Genomic DNA, 16,599 nt, shown 5'->3' on the forward strand with positions numbered 1-16,599 from the left:
TCCCTTTTTCCCTTGTTGTGCGTGGGGGGACGCAAGGGGTCCCATTGCTAGCTCTCTAAAGCAACGGGTGTGCCAACGATTCTGTAGATGTCGTAAGTCATTTAATCAGAAAGAGTTATGGATATTCGACCCCTTGGATGACGGCGCGGTGTTATAATCCGAAGTACATTGAATGTAGGTGGTGTGTACAGTGAGTGATCGCGAGAGAAATTCCCATGAATGCAGCTGATACGCAGTTTCTGGAGACGCTGGCCAAGCTGAACAACAGCAATCCCTTTAGCCGCGAGCGGTTGGAGTTGGAGCGGCAGGCCCTCGGCGATGCCTACCGACCCGACGACGACGAGCTGTGGAGTCGCACTCCGCATACCCGATTAAAAGAGCGGCCGAACGTCGCCCTGCTGACCGAGCGGGCTGATGAGATGGCGGTCCGCATGCGCGAAAAGCTGCAGGCTGGCGAGACATTCGACCGCCAGTTGCAGGAGCAGTACGACGCCCTCGCCACCTACGTGCTGTATTACCGTCACGTCGCGGTGCGAAAGATCGACGAGATCGCAGGCACCGCGACCCAAGCAAAGCGGCATCGCGTCTGGCGAGAGTTCTGGAGCGAGTACCAGTTGTTCTTTTCCGGCACCGCGAGGGTGGGGCACGACCGACAGGCGGCCGCCCATTTGTTCGCCTGCTTGTTTCAAGTGCGGCGAGCGTTCAAGCACATCTTCGATTGTATCCTCGGCGAGTCGCTTCCCGTGGCTCGACTCCGCGAACAGGTATGGCAATCGATTTTCACGCACGACCTACAGCGGTATCGACGGAGCCTGTATCACTCGCTTCGCGAACTGCCAACGCTGATTACGGGACCGTCGGGCACCGGTAAGGAGCTTGTCGCCCGCTCGATTGCCATGTCGCAGTACCTGAGCTTCGACCCTGAGCAAGAACGGTTTGTCGAAGATCACTCGTGCGCATTCACCCCGCTCAATCTCTCCGCGTTATCGCCGACGTTGATCGAGTCGGAATTGTTTGGTCATCGCCGCGGAGCGTTTACCGGTGCCGATGCCGATCGCGTGGGCTGGCTCGAAGCGTGTCGGCCGCACGGAGCGGTGTTTCTCGACGAGATCGGCGAGCTCGACATGACCATCCAGGTGAAACTGTTGCGTGTGTTGCAGCAGCGTACCTATTGTCGCATCGGAGAGTCGAACGAGCGAACGTTCGCTGGTAAGATCATCGCAGCGACCAATCGCGACCTGGCGGCCGAAATGCATAGCGGACAATTCCGGCACGATTTGTTCTATCGATTGTGCGCCGATCTGATCGAAACCCCGAGCCTCGCGGCCCAGTTGGCCGATCGTCCTGCTGCGCTTGAGGGATTGGTGTTGCTGCTCGCCGAGCGAATTGCTCCCGGCGAGGCGAACACCCTCGCCAGCGAGGCCCTGCAGTGGATCGCCAAGAACCTGCCGGCCGACTACGCCTGGCCGGGGAATATTCGCGAACTCGAGCAGTGTGTCCGCAACATCTTGGTGCGAGGAGAGTACCGCCCCCACACACCACAGCAAGTGTCGCGAGTCGAATGGTTGGCAAACGCCGAGTCGGGCAAGTTGTCGGCCGAGCAAATGCTGCGTAGCTACGCAACCTGGTTGTACGCGAAGCATGGCACTTACGAAGCGGTGGCCAAGCAAATGGAAATCGACCGCCGCACGGTGAAGAGCAAAATCGACCAGGCGATGCTCGCCAAGCTGCAAGGCTCGCCAAGCAAAAGAGCGTAGGGCAGGGCAAGCAATTTCCCGATGCTAGCCTGCCTGGTCGATAGCGGTAAGCACCTCGCCGATCGAGCCGGGGATTACCAGGTCGGCCATCGTGTCGAGCGGCGTTGGATCGCGGTTGATGATCACCAGTCGGCTGCCGCTGCGTTTGGCGATCACTGGGAGTTCGGCTGCCGGATTTACTACTAGCGACGAACCGATCGCCAGCATCAGATCGGCTTCCTGCGACCAACTGGCCGCCTTGCTGAGCACCGCGGTCGGAAGCGACTGCCCGAACGAAACGGTTGCATGCTTCAGCCGACCCTTCGGGCACTCGGTGCACTTGGGAGCTTCGTCGGTCTCGAGATACTGCGCGACCAACGGTTCGGCGTCGAAGCGGGCGCCGCAGTCTTGGCATTCGATCTGGCGGGCGGTGCCGTGGAGCTCAAGCACCTGCTGGTTGCCAGCAATCTGATGCAGCCCGTCGATATTCTGGGTGATGACCCCGCGGATGTTGCCGGCCGACTCCCACTTGGCGATCACCAGGTGGCCAGCGTTTGGCTGCGAGTCGGCAAACTCGCGATGTCCCATCGCTTTTTGATGCCAGTATTCGCGGCGGGCATCGGGGCTCGCCATGAACTCGTCGTAGTAAACCGTACGAAAGCGAGTCCAGATTCCACCGGGTGAACGAAAGTCGGGAATGCCGCTCTCGGTGCTCATGCCGGCTCCGGTAAACACCACCGCATGTTCCGCCTCGGCGAGCCACTCGGCAACCTGAGTTGCAATTGCGTTATCCATCACACGTATCTCTCACTCAAAAAAACAATAGGCGATGGCGATTCGGGGCCCTCCGAGTCGCCATCGCCCTTGCATTGCTTCGATGGCGAATAGAATTATTCGCTGTCGCCGGTTACGGCTTCTTCGGCATCGTCGGCAGCATCTTCAGCACCGTCGACCATGTCGCTCACGCCTTCTTCCACTGCTTCCGCAGCTTCCTTGGCACCTTCCACCGCGTCGCCAGCGGCGCTTTCGATGGCTTCGCCCGCAGCGGCACCAGCTTCTTCGGTCTTCTCAACGGTATCCGACGAGCAGCCGAGCCCACAAACCAGGGCACCAGCTACCGCAAACATAAATGCAAACTTACGCATTACAATAACTCCCAAACAGGAACGAAAAATGGAACTGTGTACTAGGATAAACCGATTTTGGCTGTCATGCACTAGGGGGCTGGGCGATTCTGGGGTGTTCCTGCTGGTTTTCTATTGCCTGTTTTTCCTGGTTTAACGTTGCAATTCGGCCGGCAATCGCTATGATGGGGTGGTGTACTAATGAATATTAATCGCATCTGCTGACATCGTGTCGGGGAGCAGCTGATCACGATCGATGGTAGAATTGTCGGCAGCAATACGGTTGCCAACGAGAAGCGTTATGTCCTCAACTGCGGAAGACAGAACATTGGATTCCACCACACTCAATATTCCCGATCAAGCGGCCGAGGTGCTGAAGAGCACGTTTGGCTTCACCTCGCTGCGGGCGGGGCAGGGGGAGGTGATCCGCTGCCTGCTGGCAGGGCGATCGTCGCTCGCGGTGTTCCCCACTGGCAGTGGCAAAAGTCTGTGCTATCAACTACCCGCTTTGGTGCTCGACGGTTTAACGGTGGTGGTTTCGCCGCTGATTGCACTGATGAAGGGACAAATCGACTTCCTGCAATCGAAAGGCATCGCCGCGGCCCGGCTCGACTCGTCGCTCACTCGCGACGAAAATCTGCAAGTGTTCGACGATCTGCATGCCGGACGTACACAGCTACTGTACGTTTCGCCCGAGCGATTTGGCAACGAACGTTTTCTGAAATTGCTCGAACAAGTCAATGTCGCCTTGCTAGCGGTCGACGAGGCGCACTGCATCAGTCAGTGGGGGCACAATTTTCGGCCCGACTATTTGCGAATTGCGTCGCTGGCGAGCAAGCTGTCGATCCCCCGCGTCTTGGCGCTCACCGCCACGGCTACGCCGGAAGTGTCGGTCGACATCGCCGAGGCGTTTTCGATCGACGAGGGCGACGTGGTGCAAACCGGATTTTATCGACCGAATCTGCACTTGCACGCGACACCTTGCAAGGACGACCACGAACGCCGACAGCGATTGGTCGAACGAATCAAAAGCCGCCCCGTGGAACCGGCGATTGTGTATGTCACTCTGCAGCGAACCGCCGAGCAGGTGGCCGAAACACTCATGGCCGCTGGCATCAAAGCCAAGGCGTATCACGCTGGGCTTGGCACCGAACGCCGTGCGGCGATCCAGGACGAATTCATGGCCGCCGGCGATCAGGTGATCGTCGCGACCATCGCGTTCGGCATGGGTATCGACAAAGCAAACATTCGAGCGGTCTATCACTACAACCTGCCGAAGGGGCTCGAGAGCTACATGCAGGAGATCGGTCGGGCGGGGCGCGATGGGCTTTCGGCACATTGCGAGCTATTTGGCTGCGCTGACGACGTGATCACGCTCGAGAACTTCAGCTATGGTGACACCCCCACCCGCACCGCAGTGGCCAACCTGGTGGACGAAGTGCTGGGGCCGGCCGATGCACCGCACACCGATTACGTAGAGGTGTCGCACTACGAGCTATCGCATCATCACGACGTTCGCGATCTGGTGGTGCGGACCTTGCTCACTTACTTGGAACTGGAAAACGTATTGCGGCCGACCGGTGCCTTGTTTACCCAGTATCGGTTCAAGCCTTTGCGGTCGTCGGCAGAGATTCTCGCTCGTTTCGACGACGCCCGGGCGAGCTTTATCGCCAACGTGTTCAAGCAGTCGAAGCGGGGCAGGACTTGGCTGACCATCGACGTCGCCCAGGCGAGCAAAACTCTGGGAGAACCTCGTGACCGCATTATTGCCGCGCTTGACTATCTCGATCAGCGTGGCGACCTCACGCTCGAGTCCACCGGCATTCGGCATGGCTACCACATCGCCAAGCAGGTGGCCGATCGCCAGGGCTTGGTCGACCTGCTGGTCGAACGTTTCAGCTCGCGTGAGCAAGACGATTTAGAACGCATCCAACACGTGGTTACTTTGGCCGAGGCCGACGAGTGCCTGACGCAAACGTTGCTTGCCTATTTCGGCGAGCATCGCTCGTCGTGTGGGCATTGCGATCGTTGCCTGGGGGGCAAAGGTCGCCCGCTGGTAGCCGCCCCGCCGGAGCTTGTTGCCAGCGATCGCAAGGTGATCGAGCAGATCGTCGCCGAGCGACACGAAGCGCTCGCGACCGCCAGGCAGACCACCCGGTTTCTGTGCGGAGTGACCTCGCCAGCAGCTTCGCGGGCGAAACTCCGCGGTCATCCCAGCTTTGGCAAGCTCACGCACTTGCCATTCGGCGACGTATTGGCCGTGTGCGAAGAGTTAGGGCTTGCCGATTGAGCGTCGATTGGCCGACTAACCGAGAGAGGGTTATTCGGTCTTGCTGTACGCTTCATACACTTCGGCAATCTTGGCTTGCTCGCTGTTGCCTTTGTGCAAGACGATGCGATGGCGAAGCACAATCGGTTCGCCTTCGGCACGTTCGAGCCCACCGGTCTCGGCACCGCCCGAATAGTTGCTAGCCCCAATCGGATTGGAAGCAAACAGCCCGTAATCGCGGACATGCCAGCGAGGCTCGGCCTTCAAGCTGCTGGGGTGGGCGAGAATCGCGATGCCGACGACATCGTCTTTCACGGGGCCAGAATAGTCGACCCAACTGGCCGGCTTGCCCCAGGCTTCGGTATCGACATCGCCATGGCTATTGAGAATAGTACCGCCGAGTTTCTCGGTCACTTTCATCGTGCCGGCAACTCGCACCGCAAAGGCTCCCTCCTTGGTGTCGCCGATCACGAGCGGCCCTTCGGGCGACCAGAGCTTAATCGTGTAGTCGATCCATCGCATGTCGCCATCCACGCCGAAGCGGAGAGTGCGTTCGTCTTTCGCCACTACCTTATCGTTGCGGTCTACGTAGTCGTTTTCGGCAACAATCAGCACGGTCTCACCATCGAGTTCAATCTTGGAGAACTTCTTATGCACTTGCTTGCCATCATGTTCGGCCAGCTTGTCGAGTTCCTTCGGTTCGTGCCAGAAGTTCAGCCCGTTGATACCTTCGTATCCAAACCAGATGGAGCGATGATGGGGGTGGTCCTTCTTTTCATGCTCCACGGCCGGCTTGATCGGATAGTTGCGCGTGACCGGCTCGCCAGTCGGGCCGATCACCGGAAACAGGATCGGCTTGTTACCACCGTCGGTGAGGTATTTGGTGAACAGTTCGCCGTCGATGGTGATCGCCGCCCCATCGTCGTCGAGCTTCACACCCAGCTCCGCTGCAAATATCGGGCTGGCGATGCCAATCGCAAGCGTGATGAATGCAAGACGATAGAGATTGCAGGGGACGCGCATCATGGAACTCTCGACGGGTTGGTGGTTGACTGCCACGGATCTCACTCGATCATACCCACTTTATCTAGTCGAGTGGTAGCGATTCTTCTTGAGAATTTACTTACCAGCAACGAAATCGGCAAAGTTATCGTGCAACAGAAGTTTTGCATCGCGACGCACTTCGTCTTCCGACACTGGCCAGCCAGCCGTGGCGAGATCGGCGTACTTGTCGGCCAGCACGTTGGCGATAATCGTACGGCTGTGCGACCACTTGTAGACCAGTTGCTCGAGCACGCGGGCGTCGGAATGCTGCGGAGCAAACGAAGTGCCCAGCAGTTCCATCCGCATGCGGGTGATCTCTTCGATCAGCGAAGGATTGTTGAGGAACCACCAGCAACCGAATGGCATCAAGTTGTCGAACTTGCGAGCCGTCACGGCGAGTTCGTGCTGGTTTTCCCGCGAGAGCAGGGTGACCAGGAAACGGTTGTTGGGGAAATCGGCACAAAGCTGGGCGACCGACGAGACATCGGCCTGACCGACCGAGTCGCCAGCGACTTTCAACCGAGGATTCGTGGCCCGAGTGACGCCGATCATCATGGCCATCGGAAGATTGCGTTCGGCCAACAGCGGCAGCACTGCCTGGCGGAAGATGATGTTGCCTGGATCGGGATCGTCGGAACCGCTGTAGTAATACGTCGGCGGCAGACTCACCGCGCAATAGACCGCTCCCGTGCGATCGATCCACTCTTCGAGGAACCGACGGACACCAGCGATGGTCTTCTGATTGATGGTAAGCCCCACGCTGAAACCCCAGCCGGCCAGTTGTTTGGCCGCGGCTTGCCAGTCGCACAGCAGCTTGTCGAACCGCAGCACCGGCACGAAACGCGAATCGGTGCCCAGGCTACCGTCCGACAACCAGCGTTCGCGTTCGTTGTCGTCGAACACGTCGTTGGTCATCGTGATGCGCGACACGCCGGAGACTTCCATCACGCGATTGATGTGCTCGTCGGCATTCTGCTCGGCAAACCACGCCCGATGCACGTTGAGATCGCGTTCGGCCGGATCGAGTCCCAGCATCTTGAGCGTCGTGAGCACCCCGCGGCAGGCTTCGCTCACCGGCGAGCGTTCGAGGAACAAGTGCTTCCAAATGTGGTCGGCCTGCTCTTGTTTGCTAAGGTTCCAAAAGTCTTTGTAGGCAAATCGTCGCGATGGCACCACGCGAAACACTTCGGCCACCAGGTAGTGGTAGGTCAGCAGTTCGTCGATACCCCAGAGCATGAGGCCCCGCGGATCGGCCGCCTGCCGCCCGGTGCCGGCCAGGGGAGTGCCGAACGTTGGGGGATAGAGATGCGTGTGCAGATCCCAAACCGGGGTTTCGTTAACAATTCGTTGAACGGAGTTGCGAAGCTCGCAGGCCGTCGCAGGCAAAGTGGCAGAAGACATGGTTTGCAAAAGAGGGAGCAAGTTATGCGAAGGGCGGCATGCCATCCGAGTTGGAATGCCGTGATGAGGGTCCCGCCGCGAGACAAGTTCGATTCTAAACCATCGCTCCCAGCCAATCGACCCGGCGGTAGGCAACCCTCACCGAAAAGCTAACTCTGGGTTACAATTTCGGAATAGCCGATCTCTTATTTTCACCTATTCAGATAAACAGACGTGAAGGGCCGATTTTGATGATCGATACCGCACAGTCCCTCTCGCCATCCGATCTATTGCCAGCCATCGAGCGCATGTGGCAAGCTTCGGCCGACCGCTTGCAACGCATCGAATCGCGCTGGGAGACCGGGGCACCGTCGCCGGTGTTTACGGTCGATGGCAAATACCAGGCCCAAGGGTGGACCGAATGGACCCAGGGGTTCCAGTATGGCAGTTGCTTGCTGCAATTCGACGCGACCGGCGACGAGCAGTTTCTCGACATCGGTCGTCAGCAAACCATCGATGCCATGGCGGTGCATGTGACCCACATCGGGGTACACGACCACGGCTTTAATAATGTGAGCACCTACGGGGCGTTGCTTCGATTGATGAACGAAGGACGCATCGCCGAAGATGCCTGGCAACGACGGTTTTATGAACTCGCGCTAAAAGCCTCGGGGGCGGTACAAGCATCGCGGTGGTCCCCCACCCGCGACGGTGGCGGCTACATCTATTCGTTCAATGGCCCGCAGTCGCTGTTTGTCGATACCATTCGTTCGTGTCGGGCGCTGTCGATGGCCCACCAACTCGGCCACGCGTTCATGGGCGAGCGCGACGAGCGGATCGACTTGCTCGGCCGACTCGTGAGTCATGCGGCCGCAACTGCGACCTACAACATCTGGTATGGCGAAGATCGCGACGAGTACGACCTTCGCGGGCGCACCGCGCACGAGTCGCTATTCAACCCGAACAACGGCGACTATCGAGCTCCCTCCACGCAGCAGGGGTACTCTCCCTTCAGTACCTGGACCCGAGGGCTCGCCTGGGCGATGGTGGGGTATCCCGAGCAACTAGAGTGGCTTGCGACTCGCGACGATACCGAACTCGAACCGCATGGCGGCCGCGAGGCGATTGAAGACATGATGCTCAAGGCAGCCACGGCCACGTGCGATTTCTACATCGAGCATACCCCCACCTGCGGCGTGCCTTACTGGGACACCGGTGCCCCTGGACTCGCGCAGATGGGCGACTACCTCGACCGTCCGGCCGAACCGTTCAACGATTACGAGCCGGTCGATAGCTCGGCCGCGGCGATCGCTTGTCAGGGACTCTTGCGATTGTCGAAGGTCATGGAGTCGCGCGGGCTGGCGTCGGCCGAACGATACCAGCAAGCCGGTCTTAAGGTGCTGCAGTCGCTGCTCAGCGAGCCGTATCTCTCGACCGACAACCAACACGAGGGATTGCTGCTGCACACCATTTATCATCGTCCCAACGGTTGGGATCACATTCCCGAGGGGAGCAAGATTCCCGCTGGCGAGTCGTGCATGTGGGGCGATTATCACTTGCGCGAGGCAGCCCTGTACGTCGGACGACTCGCCAAGAACGAAACCTACTACACCTTCTTCGGCCCGGGAGCAACCAAGGTATGACCACTCAGGCGAAACGCGTCGCCCTCGTTACCGGCGGCAGTCGAGGTATCGGGCTAGGGGTAGCACAATCGCTGGCCCGCGCCGGCTTTAACGTGGTGATCAACGGCCGTCGTCCCGAGAACGACGTGGCCGAGTCGCTGGCGAGCTTGCAGTTGCTGGGAGCCGACACGCTGTATTGCCAGGCCGACATCAGCCAGCTCGACGATCATGCAAAAATGCTCGATACGATTCGCGAGCGATTCGGCCGGCTCGATGTGCTCGTGAACAACGCCGGCGTCGCACCCGACGTGCGGGCCGATCTGCTTGATGCATCGCCGGAGAGCTTCGACCGCTTGATCCGCATCAATCTTCGCGGACCTTACTTCCTCACCCAGGCGGCAGCCAAATGGATGATCGAACAGCGGCAGGCCGACTCGAGTTTTCAGGCGGCCATCGTCAATGTTTCGAGCATCAGTGCGACTGTGGCTTCGGTGAATCGGGGTGACTACTGCATCTCGAAAGCTGGGGTCGGCATGGCCACACAGCTGTGGGCCGCCCGGCTCGGCGAGTACGGAATCCCTGTGTACGAAGTCCGTCCCGGGGTGATTCGCACCGACATGACAGCCGGTGTGAGCGACAAGTACAATAAGATGATCGCCGAAGGGCTGACCGTAGAGCCACGCTGGGGCGAACCCGACGATATCGGCCGCGCGGTAGTGGTGTTGGCTTCCGGCACTCTCACTTATGCGACGGGAGCGGTGCTGCCGATCGATGGCGGCTTGACCCTGCGGCGACTCTGATCAATCGACCTTAAGAACGAAAGACAGCCATGAAGCCTACCGCCTGTTACTCGCTTGCCTGCTGGAGCATTGTTGCTTTGCTTGCCGTGGTGTCGCCGGTTGGTGCCGAAGAGTTAGCGCCTGCCGCTACTCCGTTCGTGCTCACCAACACGCCGGCCTCGCCGAACGGAGGGTGGTGTTGGTACCAGGACGAGCGCGCCATCGTTGATACAGCGGCGGCCGACGACCCATTGCTGTTGGTCAGCAGTGTTTCGGCAGGCGAAGCAGCCGAACGCGGCGACATCGATCTGCACTGGCGGAACCTTCGCACGGGTGAGCAAGGCACTTTCGAGCTCGACGACCAATTGGAGCAAGACGATCACAACGTGGCCGCGCTCTACCTACGCCCCGACGGACGCTACCTGGCTTTGTGGGCGCGTCACAACAGCGATCGAAAGACCTACTGGCGAGTCTCCGAGAATCCGCACGATCCCACTGCGTGGGGGCCGATCAACACCATCAACAACGGCGCAGGCACCACGTACAACAACGTTTACTACTTGCCGGGCGATCGAAATGGCGAAGGGCGGCTATATAACTTTACGCGGGCGAGAAACTTTGACCCCAATGTGCAGGTTTCTTACGACCAAGGCACCACCTGGCAGTACGCTGGCAAACTGATGACCGAAGGAGGCGGCGGCGACCGTCCCTACGTCCGCTACGCTGGTGATGGCAAACGCATCCACCTGATGACCACCGAACGCCATCCGCGAAACTTCGCCAACAGCATTTTTCATGGCTACGTCGCAGACGGAACGCTGTTCGATAGTCACGGCGACATGATCGATTCCTCTATCCTCGATGACCAAGGGGAAGCACCTGCGAAAGTTACCTGCGTGTTCCGCAACGGCAGCACGTACGATGGCCTGGTGATGAATCGGGCGTGGACCACCAGTTTGGAACTAGATGCCGAAGGCCTGCCAGTAGGAGTGTTCACCGCCCGCGTAAACGATAGCAACGAAGACCATCGCTTCTTTTACGCAAAGTTCGATGGCACTCAATGGCAGGTGCATCACATGGCCGAAGCGGGTGGCTACCTCTATCTTCGCGAGGACGATTACACCGGACTGGCGGCCATCGATCCCGACGACACGAGCGTGGTCTATCTGTCGACCGATGTCGATCCTCGATCCGGCGACGAAACCGAACATTACGAAATCTACCGCGGCAAAACGTCCGACATCGGGGCAACCTGGCAATGGTCGGCGATTACTGAGAACTCCGCGGTCGACAACTTACGGCCGATCGTGCCGGCGTACCATCGCGATCAAACCGTGCTGCTGTGGTTGCAAGGCGATTTCAGTACGTATACCGAATACGCAACCGAGGTCGTTGGGCTGGTGCTCGACGAGTAACCGCGAGACGGTCAATTGCTTCTCTGGATAGCGAAGGATTCACGAGTGAGTCACGACATTTATAAACAGCTTGGGCAGCATCGATTGGTGCCGGTGATTGCGTTGGATCAAGCCAGCGACGCCGATCCGTTGGCGGCTGCTTTGGTAGCAGGCGGGCTGCCGGTGGCCGAAGTCACGTTTCGCACTGCGGCCGCGGCCGAGTCGATTCGCATCATGGCCGATCGCGGCGATCTGCTCGTAGGTGCTGGTACCGTACTCACGACCGAGCAGGTCGACCAGGCTCAGGCCGCCGGGGCTCAGTTCATCGTCTCACCGGGGTTCAATCCCAAGGTGGTCGCCCACGCGATCGACCAAGGCATTCCCATCTGCCCGGGCGTGTGCACCCCCAGCGACGTGGAAGCCGCCATCGAGCAAGGGCTCGAAGTCGTGAAGTTCTTTCCGGCCGAAGCTTTCGGTGGTCTGGCAACGCTCAAAGCCATTGCGGCTCCTTACAAGCAAATGCGGTTCATTCCCACCGGCGGCATCGGGCCGGGCAATGTTTGCGACTACCTGGCGTTTTCGCGAGTCGTAGCTTGCGGCGGTAGCTGGATGGTGAAGCCCGAGTTGTATGCCGACGGTAGTTTCGGCCAAGTCGAGCAGGTGGTCGCCGAAGCAGTCGCACTCGTTCAGAAGGTGAGTTAGAGGATTATGGCTTCTCTCGATATCCAAACAGCCGACGCTTGTCGATTCGATCAAGTCTCGTTGGGCGAGGTGATGCTTCGCCTCGACCCAGGCGAGGGACGCATCCGCACCACCCGGCAGTTCACTGCCTGGGAAGGGGGCGGCGAGTACAACGTCGCCCGTGGGCTGCGTCGCTGCTTTGGCATGCGAACCGCCATTGTCACCGCTCTGGCTGATAATGAAGTGGGGCGACTGGTCGAGGACCTTATGCTTCAGGGAGGAGTTGATCTCTCATTCCTCAAGTGGGTGCCGTACGATGGCATCGGCCGCACGGTGCGGAACGGGCTGAACTTCACTGAACGCGGGTTCGGCGTCCGAGGTGCGGTGGGGTGCAGCGATCGGGGGCTCACGGCCGCTTCGCAGCTCACCACCGGCGACATCGACTGGGATCATCTGTTCGGCGAACTCGGCGTACGCTGGTTCCACACCGGAGGGATTTACGCCGCGCTGTCCGATACCACCCCTGCAGTGGTCGAGGAAGCCCTTACTAAGGCCAAGCAGTATGGGGTGATCACCTCGTACGATCTGAATTACCGCCCTTCACTTTGGAAGGCAATCGGCGGGCAAAAGCGGGCGCAAGAGGTGAATCGTCGCATCGCCAAGCTGGTGGACGTGATGATTGGCAACGAAGAAGACTTTACCGCCTGCTTGGGGCTTGAGGTCGAGGGGGTCGACGACCATCTCAGCGAGCTGCCGCTGGAGGGGTACAAGCGAATGATCGAGCGGGCGGTGGAAGAATACCCCAACTTTCGGGCGACCGCTACCACGCTCCGCACGGTGCACTCCGCCAGTGTGAACGACTGGGGAGCTCTTGCCTGGCACGATGGCAAGTTCTACGAAGCAACCCACCGCCCGAAGCTCGAGATCCTTGACCGCGTCGGCGGCGGCGATAGTTTTGCCTCGGGGTTCATCTACGGCATGATCACCACCGGCGACCCTCAACAGGCCGTGGACTACGGCGCCGCACACGGTGCCCTGGCCATGACCACTCCAGGCGATACCACAATGGCAACACTGAAAGAAGTGGAAAAGCTGGCCGGCGGAGGCTCGGCTCGCGTTGATCGGTAGAAGAATTGCTGAATTTTCTCCACTTAAGATTGCTCGGCACGTAGAATTGTAATTAGGAGGAACCCTTCATGACACAAATTGAATCGATTCAGGCTGCTATCGAATCTCTTTCGAGCGAAGAGTTTGCCGCGCTACGAATATGGTTTGAGCAGCGTGACTGGCAAGCTTGGGATCAGCAAATTGAGAGTGACAGCGCTAGCGGCAAGCTCGACTTCTTGAAAGAAGAGGCAAGACGTGCCGAGCAAGCTGGTGATCTCCGAGAATTGTAATGCATCGAACGACCCCAGAATTCTGGAGACGATTCGAGCGTCTGCCTATTCGTGTTCAACAACTTGCAAGAAGCAATTTTGCGTTATTGCAGAGTGACGCGAGTCATCCTTCGTTGAGATTCAAGAAAGTGGGCGACTTTTGGTCTGCTCGCGTAGGGCAACATTACCGAGCTTTGGCTGTAGAAGGCCAGGAAGGGTTTGTTTGGGTTTGGATCGGTAGTCACGCCGACTACGATAAGATTCTCGGGCGGTGAGATTCTCGAAGTAACTTATAAGGCCGAATCTCCCTCTGGCCAGCGGTGGTGCAAGTAGCCAACTTGTTCTTGGTTGGCGCAGTAGATTTCGAAGCGGTGCCTGATGTCGGCATCGGCAAGAGCATCGGAGACGAGCATTCCATCGGCCAACATTCTCTTCAAGCTTTCAGCATCTGCGTCGATGCTTGGATCTCCCAGGTCTCTCCCATATTCTTGAAAGACAAAATGCTCGCAAGCCAGGATGCGAATCGAATACTGCCCAACATAGATTCGCAGGTCAGCATCCCGCAGTATTTCCGCCATATCCTGTTTGCTGGGCCAGCCGTCGACCTCCCCGAATAGGATGAAATAGTCTTGCATCTTCGCTGACAACGAATGAGTTAAGTCAGAATTGCTGGAGATAGAATGCTGATAATATACCAACCCGTATCTTGACGTTTTACTATACGTGTGTATCTTAGTTGCTGGTGGGGTTACTGCAAATATCAAAGGAGCGTCCGATGTCTTACGCCGAGATGATTCTTCCGGAATTCGATCAGGAAATGGCGAGCACTCGAAAGGTGCTGGAGTTGGTGCCCGACGATAAAATCGACTGGAAAGCGACGGAGTCGTCGCACTCAATTGGTTGGAACGCAAGCCATATCGTCAATCTCCTAACTTGGACGGTTGCCACCTTCGATGCGGATTCGTTCGATGTCCACCCCGTGGGGGGCGAGATGTACGTGACGCCCCAGCTGAAATCGAATAAAGAGATTCTAGAGTCGTTCGACGAGAATCTCGCCGCTGCCCGTGCCGCCATCGAACGCACGAGCGACGAACAGGTAATGCAGCCTTGGTCGCTCCTAAAGCAAGGGGAAGTCGTGTTTACGATCCCTCGCGCAGCTGTTATTCGCTCTTTCGTGCTGAACCACACCATTCACCATCGAGCGATTTTACTCACCTACCTGCGCCTGAACGGCATTAAAATCCCCGGCATGTACGGCCCTGGCGACGAAGGCGTTTAAGCCTCGCGAGACCTAGTTACCGCTGCAGCTAACCGATCAGCGCCAGGTCTTGTCCGTTGGCGATCTGCTGGCCGGGTTGAACCATGATTTCTTTCACCACTCCGTCGCAGGGAGCCGCGACGGGGACTTCCATCTTCATGGCTTCCAGTACAAACATGGCTTGGCCCGATGCCACTCGGTCGCCTCGGCTGACATTCGAGCGAAGCAATACTCCTGGCATCTTGGCGTGCACCACCGTCGTTGCAGTGGTGCTCGCGGCGGGGGCGCTACCGCCATCGCTCGCGCTGCTACCGGAGCGTTCGGCGAGCGACACTTGATACACATTGCCGTCGACTACCACGTTGTTGCCGTTGAACGCGAGGAAGTAATCCTTGCCATCTACGGTGACCGTGTATTCCGCTGATTTATTTGGATCGGCTGCGGGGGCCTCGGCCGCTGCGGCTTCAGCTTGCTTGTCGACCTTGCGAACACCCAGTTCGGAGTTTCCTTCTAGGAAAGCTAGGCCTTTGTCTTTACAGGTTGCGACGATAAACAGATTCTCGTCGGTCTCAGGCAAGTTGCGTTCCTGTAGCTTCTTGCGCGCAGCCTCCAGGCCCTTGGTTGGATCGGCGTCGTTGCGTTCTAGCGGGGGATCGGTGGTTGGTTCGAGTTCCAACTGCTCGGAAGCCAGCTTCATGATCTCTGGATCCGGCGGCACCGGAGTCTTGCCGAAGTAGCCGAGCACCATCTGACCGTAAGGCTCGGCGATTTTTAGCCAAGGGCCGAACATCACGTTGTTAAACGCCTGCTGGAAGTAGAACTGCGAGACCGGCGTGACCGAAGTGCCATAACCGCCCCGTTCGACCACGTCGCGCATCGCGCGAATCATGTCGGGGTACTTTTCCATGATGCCGTTGTCGCGAAGCATCTGGGTGTTGGCCGTCAGCGCCCCGCCGGGCATTGGGCTCCAGGGAATGAGCGGCTCGACCGCTACCGCTTCGGGCGGCAGGAAGTAGTCGCTCATGCATTCCTTGAAGACTTCTTCGGCTTCGCGGACCTTATCGATGTCGATATCCAGCTCGTATTCGCTACCTCGGAGGGCGTGCCACATCACGAGGATGTCGGGCTGGCAGGTACCGCCCGAGCAGGGAGCCATCGACAGGTCGATTGCGTCGGCCCCCGCATCCAACGCGGCCTTGTTGGCCAAGACACTCACGCCGGCAGTCTCGTGGGTGTGGAAGTGGATGTAGGCGTCCTTCGGCAACATCTTCCGCGCCCGCTTGATCGTCTCGTACACCTTCGACGGTACCGCGGTGCCCGAAGCGTCTTTGAAGCAGACCGCATCGTAAGGGATGTCGGCATCGAGAATCTGCTGCAGCGTGTCGGCGTAGAAGTCGGCATCGTGTGCGCCCTCGCAGCCGGGTGGCAGTTCCATCATGGTGACCACCACCTGATGCAACAGGCCAGCATCGACGATGCATTGACCGCTGTAGATCAGGTTGTTGACGTCGTTCAGGGCGTCGAAGTTGCGGACGGTCGTGATGCCGTGTTTCTTGAACAACTCGGCATGCATCTTGATCACGTCGCTCGACTGCGATTCGAGGCCAACCACGTTCACCCCGCGGGCGAGGGTCTGCAAGTTGGCATCGGGACCCGCGGTTTCGCGGAAGGCGTCCATCATGGCGAACGCGTCTTCCTGACAGTAAAAGTAGAGCGACTGGAACCGGGCTCCGCCGCCTGCTTCGAAGTAGTCGATGCCGGCATCGCGGGCGGCCTCGAGGGCGGGCAGGAAGTCCTTGGTCAACACCCGCGCTCCGTAGACGGATTGGAATCCATCGCGGAAGGCGGTGCACATGAAGTCAACTTTTTTCTTCGACACGATCTATCTCTTGGTTGTTGTTTAAACCACGGAGATCACAGAGGACACGAGGAGCGT

Annotated in this window: 16 protein-coding genes; 10 read left to right on the forward strand and 6 right to left on the reverse strand. The window is 58.7% G+C overall.

The features are described from left to right. Positions 1-215: 215 nt before the first annotated feature. Positions 216-1,757 carry a sigma 54-interacting transcriptional regulator gene (locus Pan181_RS04665; protein WP_145245715.1) on the forward strand — a complete coding sequence of 514 codons (1,542 nt, stop codon included), beginning with the start codon at positions 216-218 and terminating at the stop codon, positions 1,755-1,757. Positions 1,758-1,781: 24 nt separating this feature from the next. Here the strand turns inward: Pan181_RS04665 and Pan181_RS04670 are convergent, their stop codons facing one another. Then, entirely contained in the window at positions 1,782-2,531 is a 750-nt protein-coding gene (locus Pan181_RS04670; protein WP_145245716.1) for an SIR2 family NAD-dependent protein deacylase, read from the reverse strand. Between the two features lie 95 nt (positions 2,532-2,626). Next, positions 2,627-2,881, reverse strand: a complete 255-nt coding sequence (locus Pan181_RS04675; RefSeq protein ID WP_145245717.1) for a hypothetical protein — start codon at positions 2,879-2,881, stop codon at positions 2,627-2,629. Between the two features lie 307 nt (positions 2,882-3,188). Here Pan181_RS04675 and Pan181_RS04680 point away from each other — a divergent pair, with 307 nt between their 5' ends. Next, positions 3,189-5,150 (forward strand): RecQ family ATP-dependent DNA helicase, encoded by a 1,962-nt coding sequence (locus tag Pan181_RS04680; protein ID WP_197528912.1) that lies wholly within the window; start codon positions 3,189-3,191, stop codon positions 5,148-5,150. 30 nt (positions 5,151-5,180) lie between these two features. Here Pan181_RS04680 and Pan181_RS04685 read toward each other — a convergent pair whose 3' ends face one another. Further along, positions 5,181-6,155, reverse strand: coding sequence for a DUF6807 domain-containing protein (locus tag Pan181_RS04685; RefSeq protein ID WP_145245719.1), 975 nt, complete (start codon positions 6,153-6,155; stop codon positions 5,181-5,183). Between the two features lie 93 nt (positions 6,156-6,248). Next, entirely contained in the window at positions 6,249-7,574 is a 1,326-nt protein-coding gene (locus Pan181_RS04690) for a glucuronate isomerase (RefSeq protein ID WP_145245720.1), read from the reverse strand. Between the two features lie 230 nt (positions 7,575-7,804). Between Pan181_RS04690 and Pan181_RS04695 the strand changes: the two genes are divergently transcribed. From Pan181_RS04695 to Pan181_RS27115, 7 genes are all read left to right on the forward strand, one after another. Further along, positions 7,805-9,196 (forward strand): glycoside hydrolase family 88 protein, encoded by a 1,392-nt coding sequence (locus tag Pan181_RS04695; RefSeq protein WP_145245721.1) that lies wholly within the window; start codon positions 7,805-7,807, stop codon positions 9,194-9,196. Further along, complete coding sequence (locus tag Pan181_RS04700) at positions 9,193-9,975, forward strand: 3-ketoacyl-ACP reductase (RefSeq protein WP_145245722.1); 783 nt, start codon at positions 9,193-9,195, stop codon at positions 9,973-9,975. Before Pan181_RS04695 ends, Pan181_RS04700 begins: the two co-directional genes overlap by 4 nt. 29 nt (positions 9,976-10,004) lie before the next feature. Then, positions 10,005-11,369: a BNR-4 repeat-containing protein gene (locus Pan181_RS04705; RefSeq protein WP_145245723.1), complete on the forward strand. Its 1,365-nt coding sequence runs from the start codon at positions 10,005-10,007 to the stop codon at positions 11,367-11,369. A gap of 45 nt (positions 11,370-11,414) precedes the next feature. Then, positions 11,415-12,050, forward strand: a complete 636-nt coding sequence (gene eda, locus Pan181_RS04710; protein ID WP_145245724.1) for a bifunctional 4-hydroxy-2-oxoglutarate aldolase/2-dehydro-3-deoxy-phosphogluconate aldolase — start codon at positions 11,415-11,417, stop codon at positions 12,048-12,050. Between the two features lie 6 nt (positions 12,051-12,056). Beyond that, the gene (locus tag Pan181_RS04715; protein WP_145245725.1) at positions 12,057-13,157 is read left to right on the forward strand and encodes a sugar kinase; all 1,101 of its coding nucleotides are present in this window, start codon (positions 12,057-12,059) and stop codon (positions 13,155-13,157) included. 68 nt (positions 13,158-13,225) lie between these two features. Next, complete coding sequence (locus tag Pan181_RS04720; protein ID WP_145245726.1) at positions 13,226-13,426, forward strand: hypothetical protein; 201 nt, start codon at positions 13,226-13,228, stop codon at positions 13,424-13,426. Then, the gene (locus Pan181_RS27115; protein WP_145245727.1) at positions 13,426-13,680 is read left to right on the forward strand and encodes a ParE family toxin-like protein; all 255 of its coding nucleotides are present in this window, start codon (positions 13,426-13,428) and stop codon (positions 13,678-13,680) included. Before Pan181_RS04720 ends, Pan181_RS27115 begins: the two co-directional genes overlap by 1 nt. Before the next feature lie 15 nt (positions 13,681-13,695). On the opposite strand, the gene Pan181_RS26480 is transcribed toward Pan181_RS27115, so the two are convergent. Continuing rightward, on the reverse strand, positions 13,696-14,040 hold the full coding sequence (locus Pan181_RS26480) for a hypothetical protein (protein ID WP_231943748.1): 345 nt from the start codon (positions 14,038-14,040) through the stop codon (positions 13,696-13,698). Between the two features lie 140 nt (positions 14,041-14,180). Between Pan181_RS26480 and Pan181_RS04735 the strand changes: the two genes are divergently transcribed. After that, on the forward strand, positions 14,181-14,684 hold the full coding sequence (locus Pan181_RS04735) for a DinB family protein (RefSeq protein ID WP_145245729.1): 504 nt from the start codon (positions 14,181-14,183) through the stop codon (positions 14,682-14,684). Positions 14,685-14,712: 28 nt separating this feature from the next. Here Pan181_RS04735 and Pan181_RS04740 read toward each other — a convergent pair whose 3' ends face one another. Next, positions 14,713-16,542, reverse strand: coding sequence for a biotin/lipoyl-containing protein (locus tag Pan181_RS04740; RefSeq protein WP_197528914.1), 1,830 nt, complete (start codon positions 16,540-16,542; stop codon positions 14,713-14,715). Between the last annotated feature and the right edge of the window lie 57 nt (positions 16,543-16,599).

The organism is Aeoliella mucimassa (assembly GCF_007748035.1).
GTDB lineage: Bacteria > Planctomycetota > Planctomycetia > Pirellulales > Lacipirellulaceae > Aeoliella > Aeoliella mucimassa.